Annotated in this window: 12 protein-coding genes; 8 read left to right on the forward strand and 4 right to left on the reverse strand. The window is 68.7% G+C overall.

The annotated features are described in order from the left end of the window. Nucleotides 1-114: 114 nt before the first annotated feature. From XcuCFBP2542_RS11795 to def, 4 genes are all read right to left on the reverse strand, one after another. Nucleotides 115-1,836: an ArnT family glycosyltransferase gene (locus tag XcuCFBP2542_RS11795; protein WP_104603755.1), complete on the reverse strand. Its 1,722-nt coding sequence runs from the start codon at nt 1,834-1,836 to the stop codon at nt 115-117. A 43-nt stretch (nt 1,837-1,879) separates the two neighbouring features. Continuing rightward, nucleotides 1,880-3,190 (reverse strand): 16S rRNA (cytosine(967)-C(5))-methyltransferase RsmB, encoded by a 1,311-nt coding sequence (gene rsmB / locus XcuCFBP2542_RS11800; RefSeq protein WP_170066986.1) that lies wholly within the window; start codon nt 3,188-3,190, stop codon nt 1,880-1,882. Next, nucleotides 3,190-4,113, reverse strand: a complete 924-nt coding sequence (gene fmt, locus XcuCFBP2542_RS11805) for a methionyl-tRNA formyltransferase (RefSeq protein WP_104603757.1) — start codon at nt 4,111-4,113, stop codon at nt 3,190-3,192. Before fmt ends, rsmB begins: the two co-directional genes overlap by 1 nt. Before the next feature lie 362 nt (nt 4,114-4,475). Continuing rightward, entirely contained in the window at nt 4,476-4,988 is a 513-nt protein-coding gene (def, locus tag XcuCFBP2542_RS11810; RefSeq protein ID WP_104603758.1) for a peptide deformylase, read from the reverse strand. A 131-nt stretch (nt 4,989-5,119) separates the two neighbouring features. Between def and XcuCFBP2542_RS11815 the strand changes: the two genes are divergently transcribed. From XcuCFBP2542_RS11815 to XcuCFBP2542_RS11850, 8 genes are all read left to right on the forward strand, one after another. Beyond that, a complete protein-coding gene (locus XcuCFBP2542_RS11815) occupies nt 5,120-6,256 on the forward strand; it encodes a LysM peptidoglycan-binding domain-containing protein (protein ID WP_104603759.1) in 1,137 nt (378 codons plus the stop codon). Between the two features lie 71 nt (nt 6,257-6,327). Then, complete coding sequence (gene dprA / locus XcuCFBP2542_RS11820) at nt 6,328-7,464, forward strand: DNA-processing protein DprA (RefSeq protein WP_104603809.1); 1,137 nt, start codon at nt 6,328-6,330, stop codon at nt 7,462-7,464. A 42-nt stretch (nt 7,465-7,506) separates the two neighbouring features. Continuing rightward, nucleotides 7,507-7,980 (forward strand): DUF494 family protein, encoded by a 474-nt coding sequence (locus XcuCFBP2542_RS11825; RefSeq protein WP_104603760.1) that lies wholly within the window; start codon nt 7,507-7,509, stop codon nt 7,978-7,980. A 40-nt stretch (nt 7,981-8,020) separates the two neighbouring features. Next, nucleotides 8,021-8,740: a pilin gene (locus XcuCFBP2542_RS11830; protein WP_104603761.1), complete on the forward strand. Its 720-nt coding sequence runs from the start codon at nt 8,021-8,023 to the stop codon at nt 8,738-8,740. Between the two features lie 40 nt (nt 8,741-8,780). Then, the gene (locus XcuCFBP2542_RS11835) at nt 8,781-10,046 is read left to right on the forward strand and encodes an RDD family protein (protein WP_104603762.1); all 1,266 of its coding nucleotides are present in this window, start codon (nt 8,781-8,783) and stop codon (nt 10,044-10,046) included. A 182-nt stretch (nt 10,047-10,228) separates the two neighbouring features. Next, complete coding sequence (locus tag XcuCFBP2542_RS11840; RefSeq protein WP_104603763.1) at nt 10,229-12,721, forward strand: DNA topoisomerase I; 2,493 nt, start codon at nt 10,229-10,231, stop codon at nt 12,719-12,721. Nucleotides 12,722-12,729: 8 nt separating this feature from the next. Further along, nucleotides 12,730-13,293: an L-threonylcarbamoyladenylate synthase type 1 TsaC gene (gene tsaC, locus XcuCFBP2542_RS11845; RefSeq protein WP_104603764.1), complete on the forward strand. Its 564-nt coding sequence runs from the start codon at nt 12,730-12,732 to the stop codon at nt 13,291-13,293. 78 nt (nt 13,294-13,371) lie between these two features. Beyond that, nucleotides 13,372-14,142: a hypothetical protein gene (locus XcuCFBP2542_RS11850; RefSeq protein WP_104603765.1), complete on the forward strand. Its 771-nt coding sequence runs from the start codon at nt 13,372-13,374 to the stop codon at nt 14,140-14,142. The last annotated feature ends 2 nt before the right edge of the window (nt 14,143-14,144 follow it).

Genomic DNA, 14,144 nt, shown 5'->3' on the forward strand with positions numbered 1-14,144 from the left:
CCATGCCCAGCAGCGGCGACGCCGGCCAAGCTAACGCTGCGCCGCATGAATCGTTGCTAGACAGCGGCAGGCGGCGACGTTTCGGGTCGGGTGGACGATTGCGCTGCGGCCGACTCATTCGGTGTCCAGGTTGCCTTGCTCGCGTGCCTCCACGGCTTTCTCCGTGGCGCTGGCCACGCAGTCGCCCTGCACGGCGTCGGCGGGCACCAGCCACCAGCGGCGCCGGTTCGCCACCCCCACCAGCACGCTACGGCTGCGGTCCACGCAACCCAGCAGTGCGGTTTCCTGCACCATCAGCCAACGACGCTGCGGGCGGGCGGCCTGCCACGCCACGCCGTCGCGCAACTGCACGTCCCAGGGCACCTTGAAGCCGAAGGTGCGTGCCGGGCGATCGGCCATCAGCAGGTTCTGTTCCTTCCAGGCCACCAGGCCAAGTTCTGCCTCCGGGCCGACGCAGCGCCCGGCCTCGCGCATCACCGCGCCGGCCGAGCTGGAGTCGTTGAAGATGGGATAGCAGACCAGGCCGAACGCCACCCACCACGCCCCCAGCAACGAGGCCACCGCCAGCGCGGAGCGCCGGACCCGCAGCAACAGCACGCTGGCCACGCCCCAGCTGCCCACTGCCAACAAGAGCCAGCCCAGTGGGTCGGTGGCTTCGCTGCCCACCCCGCGGCTGTCCATGATCTTCTGCTCGAACCCCGGGTGCCCGATCAGCATCGCTGCCCCAGCCGCGGTGAACGCCACGGTCAGCAGCACCACGAAACCGAACAGCAACCGCTGCACGCCCACCCGGCGCAGCAGGCCCGCCGCCAGGGGTGCCAGCGCCAGGCAGAACATCGGCAGCGCCGGCAGGATGTAGACATCGCGCTTGCCGCTGGGAATGGTGAAGAACACCAGCACCAGCAGCCACCACGCCAGCGGCAGCAGGTAGCGCGCATCGCGCCGCCGCAACCGCCGCCGCCACGCCGGGATCGCCCACGGCAGCAGCAGGATGGGCGGCAGCCACATCGTGGCCATGCTCTGCAGGTGGTACCACACCGGCTGCGCATGATCCCAGGAACTGGCATAGCGCTTGGCGGTCTGGCGCAGCAGGATGTCGTTGAGGTACACGCGGTACTCAGGCTGACCGGCGGTCAGCGCGGTCACCATCATCGGCACGAACCACAGCGCGATGGCGACGAAGAAGAGCAGCGGCCCCAGCCAGAACCGGCGGTCGCGCACATGCACGCGCACGCCCGGCCAGCCGCGCGCCGCGGCGATCCCGGCCGGGATCAGCATCAGCAGCGCAATGATGCCCACGCCCTTGGTGATGACCCCCAGCCCGGCGGCGAACCAGCCCAGCGCCCACCAACGCCACGCCGGCCCCATCAGCAAGTGACGCAGCAGCCCGTAATTGGCCAGGGTGATCCAGAACACCACCAGCGGATCGATCTGCGCTTTCTTGGCCTGGAAGGTGAAGTGCAGGGTGAACAGCAGCATCCATGCCGCATAAGCGCCCACGCGCCGGGTCCATAGCCGCCGCCCCAGGTCGTAGACGCAGACCAGCGTGCCCAGTGCCGCCAGCAGCGAGGGCAGCAGGAAGGCCACCCGCCAGTTGCCCAAGACCGTGTAGAACAGCGCCTGCAGCCACATCAGCATCGGCGGCTTGTCCGAATACAGCTCGTTGCCGCGATGCGGGAACAGCCAGTCTCCGCTGAGCACCATCTGCTTGGCGACCAGGGCAAAGCGCGGCTCGTCCGAGGGCCAGGGATCGCGCAGCCCCAGGCCGGCACCGATCACCAGCACTGCGGTGATCGTCAGTAACCAGAAATCCAGGGAAGGGCGGGGTTTTGACATGGTGGCCACGGGCTGGGGAGCGCTGCGGTCAGCGCACGGACGATCAGGACGTTTTTAGCAGACGCGCATAGAAAAAACCGTCGCAGGACTGCTCGCCGGGGAAGCGCTGCCGCCCCGGCCCTGCCACATGCCCGAACGGCGCACCCAGCGGTTGCGCCTGCGCACCGGGCGTGCGCTGCAGGAATGCGGCGATCTGGCCCTGGTTTTCGCGCGCGAGCAGCGAGCAGGTGGTGTAGAGCAACTGCCCGCCGGGCCGCAAGGTACGCCAGGTGGCATCCAGCAGGCGCGCCTGCAGGGCGCACAACGCATCGATGTCGTCGGCGCGGCGGTGCAGCAGCACGTCCGGTTGCCGACGCACCACCCCGGTGGCCGAACACGGTGCATCCAGCAGCACCGCATCGAAGGGCTGGCCGTCCCACCACGCCGCCAGGTCGGCGGCGTCGGCGGCGTGCAAGGCCACCAGCACATCCGGCACGGTGCGCTGCAAGGTCTGCCGCACGCGCTCCAGGCGGCGCGCATCCACGTCCAGCGCGGTGAGCTGCACGCCGGGATGGCGTTCCAGCAGATGCGCCGCCTTGCCGCCGGGCGCAGCGCAGGCGTCGAGCACGCGGGCCGAGGGATCCAGTACCAGCGCATCGGCCACCTGCTGCGCGGAGCCGTCCTGCACCGAGACCACGCCCTCCGCGAAGCCCGGCAACTGGCTCACCGGCACCGCGCCCTCCAGCCGCAACGCATCCGGCAATGCCGGGTCGGTGTGTGCAGCGATACCGGCCTCGGCCAGCCGCGCCGCATAGGCCGCCGGGTCGGTGCGCCCGCGATGCACGCGCAGCCACATCGGCGCCATCTGCGCACTCGCCACGAAGATGGCTTCGGCGCGCGCGCCCCAATCCGCACGCAGCTGCTTGCGCAGCCACGATGGCCAGCCGGCATCGTCGGCCACCGCCGGGAATCCTTCGCGCTGCGCGCGTCGCAGGAGTGCATTGACCATGCCGGCCTGACGCGGCCGGCCCAGCGCACGGCAGGCCTCCACGGTGGCCGACAAGGCCGCGTGCGCGGGCAGTTGCAGGACATCGAGCTGGGCGAAGCCGGCCATCAGCAAGGCCTTGAGTTCGGCGTCGCGCGGGGGCAGCGGGCGCTCCAGCCATTGCCGCAGCGCCACGTCGTAGGCAGGTCGGCGCCGCAATGCCGCGAAACAGATCGCCTCCACCAGCGCGCGGTCGCGCGGATCGGCCAGGCCGGGCAGCGCCGTGGCCAGCTCGGCCTTCAGCGAACGGCCCTGATCGCCTACCGCCGCCAGCACCCGCGCCGCCACCAGGCGCGAGGCGACGCCGGCCGCCCCCGTGTCGGTCGTCATCAGCGCAGCGCCGGCAGGTCGCGACGCGCGTTGAGGTAGTCGGCGGCGGTGATCGCCTTGCCGCCCTCACGCTGCAACACGCGCACCCGCAACGCGCCCTGCCCGCAGGCGATGTCGATGCCCTGCTTGCTGGCGGCCAGCAAGGTGCCCGGAGGCTGTTGATGCGCCAGCTCCAGCGCCACGGCGCCATGCAGGCGCACGCGCTCGCCGGCCAGGATCGCCTCGGCGACCGGCCAGGGATTGAACGCCCGCACGCGCCGCGCCAGCTCCTGCGCCGGCTGCGCCCAGTCCAGCCGTGCCTGCGCCTTGTCCAGCTTGTGCGCATAGGTCACGCCTTCGGCTGGCTGCGGTTGCGCCACCGGGCGGATACCGGCGCGCAGCAGCCCCAGGCCGTCGGACAGCACCTGCGCACCCAGCGCGGCCAGGCGGTCGTGCAGTTGGCCGCCGGTTTCCTGTTCGCCGATCTCGATGCGCTGCGACAGCAGCACCGGGCCGGTATCCAGCCCGGCTTCCATCTGCATCAGGCACACCCCGGTGTCGCGATCGCCGGCTTCGATCGCGCGCTGGATCGGCGCGGCGCCACGCCAGCGCGGCAGCAGCGAGGCATGCACGTTCCAGCAGCCGTGGGTCGGCGCGGCCAGCACCGCCTTGGGCAGGATCAAGCCGTAGGCCACCACCACCATCAGGTCGGCCTTAAGACCGCGCAGCGTGGCCAGCGCCTCGGGCGAACGCAGGGTCTGCGGCTGGTAGACCGGAATGCCGCGTGCGATCGCTTCCAGCTTGACCGGCGACGGCGTCAGCCCGCGCCCGCGCCCGGCCGGGCGATCGGGCTGGGTGTAGACCGCCACCACTTCATGCCGCTGCGCGGCGGCGCGCAACGAAGCGACAGCGAAGTCCGGGGTACCGGCGAAGACGATTCTCATAAGGGGATTCGGGATTCGGGAGTGGGGATTGGCAACGGCGGGAGCCGGATGACCGAGGCGGAACCGGGGCCGGTGCAGTGGGAGGCGTCAGCGCTTGAGTGGCGACAGCGGTGGCGGTGAGTGCCCCAGGGCCGGAAAGGCGGTGCAGCGGGATTCGGATGGACAACCGTGGCTCACCGGCGCGGCGTGTCCGTGCAAGCGGGCAGACGGCGCCGCATCAAAGCGCGATACCACCCTGGCATCCCGGCCCAGCGGCCCCATCCTTCCGCCTGCGCGCAATGGGGTGACCAAGTTCGGGCAATCAGCAGCGCGCGCAGAACCGCCGTTGCCAATCCCCAATCCCGACTCCCCAATCCCCGCCCTCAAGCCACATGCTTACGCAGTTTGGCCAGCTTCTTGCGCACCATTTCACGCTTGAGCGGCGACAGATAGTCCACGAACAACTTGCCGTCCAGGTGGTCCATCTCGTGCTGGATGCAGACCGCCAGCAGGCCATCGGTGTTCAGCTCCTGGGCCTGCCCCTGGCGGTCGAGATAGCGCACGGTGATCGTCTCGGCGCGGCTGACGTCGGCAAAGATGCCCGGCACCGACAGGCAGCCTTCCTGGTAGACCTGCTCGCCCTGCCGGGTGAGGATCTTGGGGTTGACGAACACCTGCGGGGCGTTCTTCTCCTCGCTGACGTCGATCACCATGAAACGCTTGTGCACGTCCACCTGACTGGCAGCCAGGCCGATGCCGGGCGCCTCGTACATGGTCTGGAACATGTCGTCGAGCAGCGTCTGGAACGCCGGGCTGACCACCTCGGCGGCGTCGACCGGCACGGCCTTGGTGCGCAGCCGCGGGTCGGGAAATTCAACGATAGGAAGCACAGCCATGCGATTACCCGTCTGGGAACACCGGCCCAGCGCCGGCAAGACAGTGTCATTCTAGCGCAATGCTTGCGTAGCGCCCCGGTTTCTGGACTATAGTGCGCGGACCTGTTGGGGAATCAGGCAAGAAGGCACTCATGTTGAACCGACTTCGTACGGTCGTCGCTGCGGCGATGCTGACCGTCGCGACCTACGCTGCCGCGCAAGCGGTGGGCGAACATCCAGACACCTATGTGGTCCGCAAGGGCGATACCTTGTGGGACATTGCCGGGCGTTTCCTGCAAAAACCGTGGCTGTGGCCGGAGATCTGGCAGGCCAACCCGCAGATCCAGAACCCGCACCTGATCTACCCGGGCGACGTCATCAGCCTGGCCTACCTGGACCGCGTCGGCAAAGGCACGGTCCAGCCCGGCCCGCGCCAGGAAGCGCCGATCAACGCCATTCCACTGGCCGACGTCGAGCCGTTCCTGAAGAACCTGCGCGTGGTCGAGGACTTCGACGAGCTGCCCTACGTGGTCGGCCTGGAAGGCGGCCGCTCGCGTGCCACCTCCGGACAGGTGGCCTATGTGGTCGGCCTGGAGGACGCGCAGCCGGGCCAGCGCTTTGCGGTGGTGCGCCCAACCGTGAAGTTCACCCTGCCCAAGCACAACGAAGACCTGGACATGGCGGGCAATACCACCGCTGGCGCCGGCAATATCTGGAAGAACTTCATCGCGCCGAGCACGCGCCGCGAGTTCCTCGGCTACGAACTGGCCCAGGTGAACGTCGGCACCATCACCCGCAGCGCGGCCGGCGGCAACTCCAAGGCAGCGACCCTGCTATTGCAGGACAGCGGCCGCGAAGTGCGTGCCGGCGACCGCATCGTGGCGGTGGAAGCGCAGCCCTACGACCTGCAGTTCATTCCGCACCCGCCGTCCGAACAGGCGCTGCAGACCGAATTGCGCGTGCTGGCCGTCTCCGACGCCTTCATCGTGGGTGGCACCCGCGATGTGATCGCCATTTCCGGCGGCGCCCGCGAAGGCATCAACAACGGCACGGTGTTCTCGATCTGGCGCAAGGGCCGCACGGTCAGCGACCGCGTCAAGCACGCGCGCTTCTCGCGCACCGATGACGACTTCGACGGCCCGTCCGGGTCCACCGTTGGCCTGCCCGACGAATACGCCTCGCACGCGATGGTGTTCCGCACCTACGACAAGGTCAGCTACGCGCTGGTGATGGAAAGCGCCAAGCCGACCGGCCTGGGGTATTTCGTCAAGCATCCTGACGCGCAGTAAGCGTCAATTCCGATGCGATCACGCGACGGCGCCTGAGGGCGCCGTCGTCGTTTGCGGCCCAGGCTATGCACATGGCCCACACCGACTCCGATCTCCGCGCATTGCTGACCTTGCTGCTGGCCGGTGGCCGCAGCCCGCCACGGCGCGCCTTGCTGGGCGACTTCGCCAGCCCCGCCGGCGTACTGGCGGCCGGGCCGGATGCCTGGCGCGCAGCCGGTTGCGATGCACTGCAGACAGCCCGCTTGCAGGCACCTGACGCGCCCGCCCTGGAAGCCGCCCTGCACTGGTGCGCGCAGCCCGGGCATCATCTGGTCGGCTGGCAGGATCCGGATTACCCCGCGCTGCTGCGTCACATCGCCAATCCACCACTGGCCCTGTTCGTGGATGGCGACCCGGCCGCGCTCTGGCATCCCGGCGTGGCCGTGGTCGGTAGCCGCTCGGCCACCGCTGGCGGGCGCGACCATGCCCGCGCGTTTGCCTCCAGCCTGGCCGGCGCCGGGCTGGGCATCGTCAGCGGCATGGCCGCCGGCGTGGATGCAAACGCGCACGAGGCCGCGCTGGCCCACGCCGACGGCATGACCGTGGCAGTGGTCGGCACGGGCGTGGATGTGGCCTATCCCGCCCATCACCAACGCCTGCGTGAGCGTATCGCCGCACGCGGCGCGGTGGTCAGCGAATACCTGCCGGGTACCGGCGCGGTGGCGGCGCACTTCCCGGCCCGCAACCGGATCATCGCCGGACTGGCGCTGGGCACCCTGGTGGTCGAGGCCGCGATGCGCTCGGGCGCACTGATTACCGCGCGCCTGGCCGCCGAGGCCGGGCGCGAGGTGTTCGCCCTGCCCGGCTCGCTGCACAACCCGCTCGCGCGCGGCTGTCATCACCTGATCCGGCAAGGCGCCACCCTGGCGCAGGAACCTGCCCAGGTCCTCGATGGGCTGCAACTGCTTTCGGGCGAATTGGCTGCGGCCTTGCGCGAGCGCCTGGCCGCCCCCACTCCTGTTTCCGCCAGATCGTCCGGCTCCGCCCCGGCACGCCGGGACCCCGACTACCAGCGCTTGTGGCAGGCACTGGGCCACGACCCCACCCCTATGGATTCACTGATCCAACGCACTGGATTGACGGCCGCAGCGCTGTCCTCCATGCTGCTCATCATGGAACTGGAGGGAGACGTGGTTGTCGAGCACGGTCGCTATACCCGCAATCCCTAGTTTCTTCACCTCCACAGCGTCGCGCGACGCAGGCCGAGGGCAATGAAAGAGAGCATTCTCGATGTACTGCTGTACCTGTTCGAACACTATTTCAGCGAAGACGCGGACCTGGTCCGCGACCGTGATTCGCTCCAGAATGGCCTGATCCAGGCCGGTTTCAGCCCCGCAGAAATCAGCAAGGCGTTCGACTGGCTGGACGCGCTCTCCGAGCAGCGGCCCAGTGTGGCGAGCCCGCATGTCGATGGACCAGTGCGCATCTACCACGGCCCGGAGCTGGACAAGCTCGATGTGGATTGCCGTGGTTTCCTGCTGTTTCTCGAACAGCAGCGCATACTCGACGCCGACCAGCGCGAGCTGGTGCTGGACCGCGCCATGGCGCTGGACCAGGACGAGCTGGACCTGGACGACCTCAAGTGGGTGGTGCTGATGGTGTTGTTCAACCAACCGGGCGCAGAGGCGGCCTATGCCTGGATGGAAACCCAGATGTTCCTGGACGAGCCTGAACCCGTACACTAAAGATTGAAGCCGCCATGGACGTGCGCGCGAGGGGACGGGGATGAGCAGTTGGTATTACGCCGGAGGCAACCACCAGCGGCGTGGCCCGGTGACCGACGAGGTCCTGCGCGGCCTGTATCGCGATCGCCAGATCGCCCTGGACACGCCGGTCTGGCGCGACGGGATGGACCAGTGGCGGCCGCTCTCTGCTTGCGCCGCCGAACTCGGCCCGCCGGTGTCCAGCGACCTGCACGCTGCACCAGCGCCACCGCCGCTACCGATGGCGGTACCTGATGCCTGGCATGCCCGCCCCGCTGCGACGACGCCCCACCCGTCGAGAAGCTCGGGCTGGCCGCTGGTGTTGACGCTGATCGCGATCATTGGCGGCTTTGTCGTCGTGGTCGCAGCCAGGATGCTGGCCGCGATCGCCGTGCCCGCCTACAAGGACTACCTGGCCCGCGCCGAGGTCACCCAGGCAGTTACCGCATTGGCACCGCTGAAGCCGCAGATTGCCGCCTTCCGTGCCCGCGAAGGCCGCTGTCCGGTCAATGCCGACGCCGGCTTCCAGCCGCCGGAACACTACGCGACCGATGTGCTGGCCAGCGTGCAGATCGGCCGCTTCGATACCGCCAACTGCGGTATCGAAGCGCTGCTGCAGTCACCGGACTCGCCCAGGATCGACGGCAAGGTCCTGTGGCTGGACTTCGATGCCGATGCCGGTCGCTGGCACTGCAGTTCCGAGATCGACGACCACCAACTTCCGCAGCAGTGCCGCGGCTGAGCGGCTGCTGCACGCACATCGCACCATCAAGGGGACATTCATGACGCAGTGGTATTACGCCGACGCACAGCGGCAACGCCAGGGGCCGGTGGACACGGACACGCTGGTCGCACGCCTGTCGCAGGGCCTGGTCGACCGTCGCAGCCTGGTCTGGCGCGAAGGCCTGCCACAGTGGGTGACGCTGGGCGATGTCGCGGCCGAATTGGGGCTGGATGCGCCGCTAGCGGCCTCCGCGCCGCCGGCCGCCGATCCCGCTGCGGTCGGCTTGGCGAAGGAGGGGGCGCCAGTGGCGGGCACATCGACCGCCGATGCCACAGAGCAGGACTGGTCGCAGCAGGCAACCCCTGTCGTGGCCAAGCCGGACGCGCCGGCCGAGCCAGCGCCAGCTGCCGCCAGCGCGCCCGTGGCGCCCGCAACTGCCTCACCGCTGCCCGGCTCACGCGCAGAAGACCCGCTGCAGACTGCCTTGCACCCGGACGCCGCGCAGCCCCTGTCCGGCGCCAGCGGCCCGGCGGGGTCGCAAAGCGATGCATCTTGGTCCAGTGCAGCGGATGCCACAGCGCCACTCCCGACCTCGGCAGCGGCATCCCCACGTCAACCGCCATCGACCACCACGCCGCTGCCAACCGCCTGGGATACCCCGGCCGGCTCCGCACCGTTCGCCGGCAGCGCAGCACCTGACGCAGCGGTCGTCTACGCCGGCCTGTGGCGCCGCGTGGCGGCCAGCATCCTGGACAGCCTGGTCACCACCTTTGCGGTCTACCTGATCGTGATCCCGCTGGTGTTCCTGCTGGCCTTCAGTGCCGGGATGAGCGATGCCGGCGCTGCGCTGGACGATGGCAGCGCGTTCAGCATTGCGCTGTTGGTGCTGGCCTACGGCATCGGCCTGGCCATCCCCACGCTGTACTTCGCCTGGATGCAGTCCAGCCGGCTCCAGGCCAGCCTGGGCAAGCTCGCCTGCGGCATCAAGGTGGTGCGCGCCGACAGCCATGGCGCCCGGGTCGGCTTCTGGCGCAACCTGCTGCGCTACGTGGCCTACATGCTAATCAGCGTGCTCACCCTGGGCATCGGCGTGATCGTGGCCGCCTTCATGGCCGGCATGAGCGCGCGCAAGCAGGCCCCGCACGACAAGGTGTGCAAGACCCTGGTGGTGGACCGCTGGGCCTTCACCGACCATCCGGAGCGGCAGTCCAAGGGACTGGATACGGTCTCGATCGTGGTGCTGGTCATTTATGCGGTGCTGCTGGTGCTGTCCATCGTGGTCGGCGCGCTCGTGATGGCGACGATCGGAATGAGCCGGAGCTAGCAGTTCGCGGTGCCGGCCGCTTGACACGGCGGCGTCCGCCGTGATCTTTCTAATCGGCCAACTGAACGCCCGGGAGCACTCCCCGGGCGTTAACGTGTGGGAAACGGCCGATCTGCTTCCCTCGACCGGCCAATTAGGCCACGCTACCCGCCCCCCGGGCTCTGCCCCAAGAAGTTGCCACCATGCCCAAGCACCTGCTCATCGTCGAATCGCCCGCCAAGGCCAAGACGATCAATAAATACCTCGGCAAGGACTTCACCGTCCTGGCCTCGTATGGGCACGTGCGCGACCTCGTCCCGAAGGAGGGCGCGGTCGACCCGGACAATGGCTTCGCGATGCGCTACGACCTGATCGAGAAGAACGAAAAGCACGTCGAAGCCATCGCGCGTGCCGCCAAGGGCGCCGACGACATCTTCCTGGCGACCGACCCGGACCGCGAGGGCGAGGCGATCAGCTGGCACATCGCCGAGATCCTGAAAGAGCGCGGCCTGCTCAAGGACAAGCCGATGCAGCGGGTGGTGTTCACCGAAATCACCCCGCGCGCGATCAAGGAGGCCATGCTCAAGCCGCGCGCAATCGCCGCCGACCTGGTGGATGCGCAGCAGGCGCGCCGTGCGCTCGACTACCTGGTGGGCTTCAACCTGTCGCCGGTGCTGTGGCGCAAGGTGCAGCGCGGGCTGTCGGCCGGCCGCGTGCAATCGCCGGCGCTGCGCATGATCGTCGAGCGCGAGGAAGAGATCGAAGCCTTCATCGCGCGCGAATACTGGTCCATCGACGCGCATTGCCGGCATCCCTCGCAGGCCTTCAATGCACGGCTCATCAAGCTGGACGGGCAGAAGTTCGAGCAGTTCACCGTCACCGACGGCGATACCGCCGAAGCGGCGCGGTTGCGCATCCAGCAGGCCGCGCAGGGCGTACTGCACGTCACCGACGTGGCCAGCAAGGAGCGCAAGCGCCGCCCGGCCCCGCCGTTCACCACCTCCACGCTGCAGCAGGAAGCCTCGCGCAAGCTGGGCTTCACCACCCGCAAGACCATGCAGGTGGCGCAGAAGTTGTACGAAGGCGTGGCGCTGGGCGATGAAGGCTCGGTCGGCCTCATCAGCTACATGCGTACCGACTCGGTGAACCTGTCGCAGGACGCGCTGGCGGAAATCCGCGACGTGATCGCGCGTGACTTCGGCACCGCCTCGCTGCCCGACCAGCCCAACGCCTACACCACCAAATCCAAGAACGCGCAGGAAGCCCACGAAGCGGTGCGCCCGACCTCGGCACTGCGCACCCCTGCACAGGTGGCGCGCTTCTTGTCCGACGACGAGCGCCGCCTGTACGAGTTGATCTGGCGCCGCGCGGTGGCCTGCCAGATGATCCCGGCCACGCTCAACACCGTCAGCGTGGACCTGTCGGCCGGCAGCCAACACGTGTTCCGCGCCAGCGGCACCACCGTGGTGGTCCCAGGTTTCCTGGCCGTCTACGAAGAAGGCAAGGACACCAAGAGCAGCGAGGACGAGGATGAAGGCCGCAAGCTGCCGCTGATGAAGGCCGGCGACAATATCCCGCTGGACCGCATCGTCACCGACCAGCATTTCACCCAGCCGCCGCCGCGCTTCACTGAAGCAGCACTGGTCAAGGCGCTGGAGGAATACGGCATCGGCCGGCCGTCCACCTATGCCTCGATCATCCAGACCCTGCAGTTCCGCAAGTACGTGGAGATGGAAGGCCGCAGCTTCCGTCCCACCGATGTGGGCCGTGCGGTATCCAAGTTCCTGTCCGGGCACTTCACCCGCTACGTGGATTACGACTTCACCGCCAATCTGGAAGACGACCTGGATGCAGTGTCGCGCGGCGAAGCCGAGTGGATCCCGCTGATGGAGAAGTTCTGGGGCCCGTTCAAGGAACTGGTGGAGGACAAGAAGGATTCACTGGACAAGACCGATGCCGGTAGCGTGCGCGTGCTCGGCGCCGACCCGGTCAGCGGCAAGGAAGTGAGCGCACGCATCGGCCGCTTCGGCCCGATGGTACAGATCGGCACCGTGGAAGACGAAGAAAAGCCGACCTTCGCCTCGTTGCGTCCGGGCCAGAGCATCTATTCGATCTCCATCGAAGATGCGCTGGAACTGTTCAAGATGCCGCGCGCACTCGGTCAAGACAAGGATCAGGACGTCAGCGTCGGCATCGGCCGCTTCGGTCCGTTCGCGCGCCGTGGCAGCGTGTACGCCTCGCTCAAGAAGGAAGACGACCCGTACACCATCGACCTGGCGCGGGCGGTGTTCCTGATCGAAGAGAAGGAAGAGATCGCACGCAACCGCGTCATCAAGGAATTCGACGGCAGCGACATCCAGGTGCTCAACGGCCGCTTCGGCCCGTACATCAGCGATGGCAAGCTCAATGGCAAGATCCCCAAGGACCGCGAGCCGGCCTCGCTGACCTTCGAGGAAGTGCAGCAACTGCTGGCCGACACCGGCAAGCCGGTGCGCAAGGGCTTCGGTGCCAAGAAGGCCACGCTCAAGAAGACTGCGGTGAAGGATTCGGCGCCAAAGAAGACGGCCGTCAAGAAGACCGCGACCAAGACCGCGGCCACCAAGACGGCGGCGAAGAAGGCACCGGCCAAGAAGGCCGCCGCCAAGAAGGCGACCAAGCGCGTGGTCAAGAAGGCCGCGAGCAAGGCCGCAGGCTGAGCCACGCCATGGATCACGCACTCCGCCTGGATGGCGCTGTCGCCGCCTTGCGCCAGGGCGGCGTGATCGCCTACCCCACCGAAGCGGTGTGGGGGCTGGGCTGCGACCCGGCCCAGGAAGCGGCGGTGCTGCGGCTGCTGCAGATCAAGCGGCGGCCGGTGGACAAGGGTGTGATCGTGGTGGCCTCCGATGTGGCGCTGTTGCGCGACTGGGTCGACCTGGACGCACTGGAACCGGCCCGCAGACAGGCCGTGCTGGCCAGCTGGCCCGGGCCGAACACCTGGATCCTGCCGATCACCGGCCGCGCCCCGCGCTGGGTCACCGGCACGCATGACGGGCTGGCGGTACGCATCAGCGCCCATCCACTGGTGGCGGCGCTGTGCGCGGCCTGGGGTGCGCCGCTGGTATCCACCAGCGCCAACCTCGCCGGGCAGCCGCCGGCGCGCAGCCGCGACGCGCTGGACCCGGCCCTGCTGACCGCCATCGACGGCGTGCTGGCCGGCGACGTCGGCGGGCACGCCCAGCCCACCACCATCCGCGATGCGCGTAGCGGCCAGGTCCTGCGCGACTAGCTCACCAGCCGGCCTGCTGCATCGCCAGCGGTGGCCGCGCACTTTGCGGCGCGGCCACCGAGCGCGCACACTCAGGCCATGCGGACTTCCCTGACCCTTCTGTTGTTGGCCGGCGCGCTGCCTGCAGCGGCGGCGAGCACAGCCACCAAGCCCGACCCGAACGTACGGGTCTACCGCTGCGTCAGCAGCACCGGTACGGTAGCCCTGCAGGACGCGCCCTGCAGCAGCGGTCGCCAGCAGGTGCTGGACATGCAACGCCCGCAGGACCCGCCCCCGCGCCCCCGCGCCGTGCAGGCACCTGCGGCAGCGGCACCGCCCGCGCGCGAGGTCCGCATCGTCACCGTGCAACCGCCGCAGCCGATGTACGAATGCACCACCGAGGATGGCACCCGCTACACCAGCGACAGCCCGGAAGGAAACCCGCGCTGGGTGCCGACCTGGGGGCCGGCCTATGTGGGCAATGGCATCGCCTCGCCTGCGCCACCGGCCGGCACCCTGCGCCCGCCTGTACCGATCAACCCGCGCCCAGCACTCTCGGTGCAGGGCGGCCCCGGACGCGGCGGCGGCATCCGCGGCAGTGCCAGCTTCGGCAGCGACGGGTATCAGGGTCGCTATCAAGGCAATTATCAAGGCGGTTATGGCGGCACGGTGATCGTGCCCTACGGCAATGTGCAGATCCGCGACGAATGCCATGCGCTGCCCGAGCAGGAAGTGTGCGCGCGCCTGGCCGACCGTCGTTGGGAGCTGATCCGTCGCTACAACAGCGCCCTGCAAAGCGAGCGCGTGGACCTCAGCCGCGAACAACGCGGCATCGAAGCGCGCCAGCAACGCGATTGCGGTGGCGCATGACG

Origin of the sequence: Xanthomonas cucurbitae, from assembly GCF_002939885.1 — a bacterium.
Taxonomy (GTDB): domain Bacteria; phylum Pseudomonadota; class Gammaproteobacteria; order Xanthomonadales; family Xanthomonadaceae; genus Xanthomonas; species Xanthomonas cucurbitae.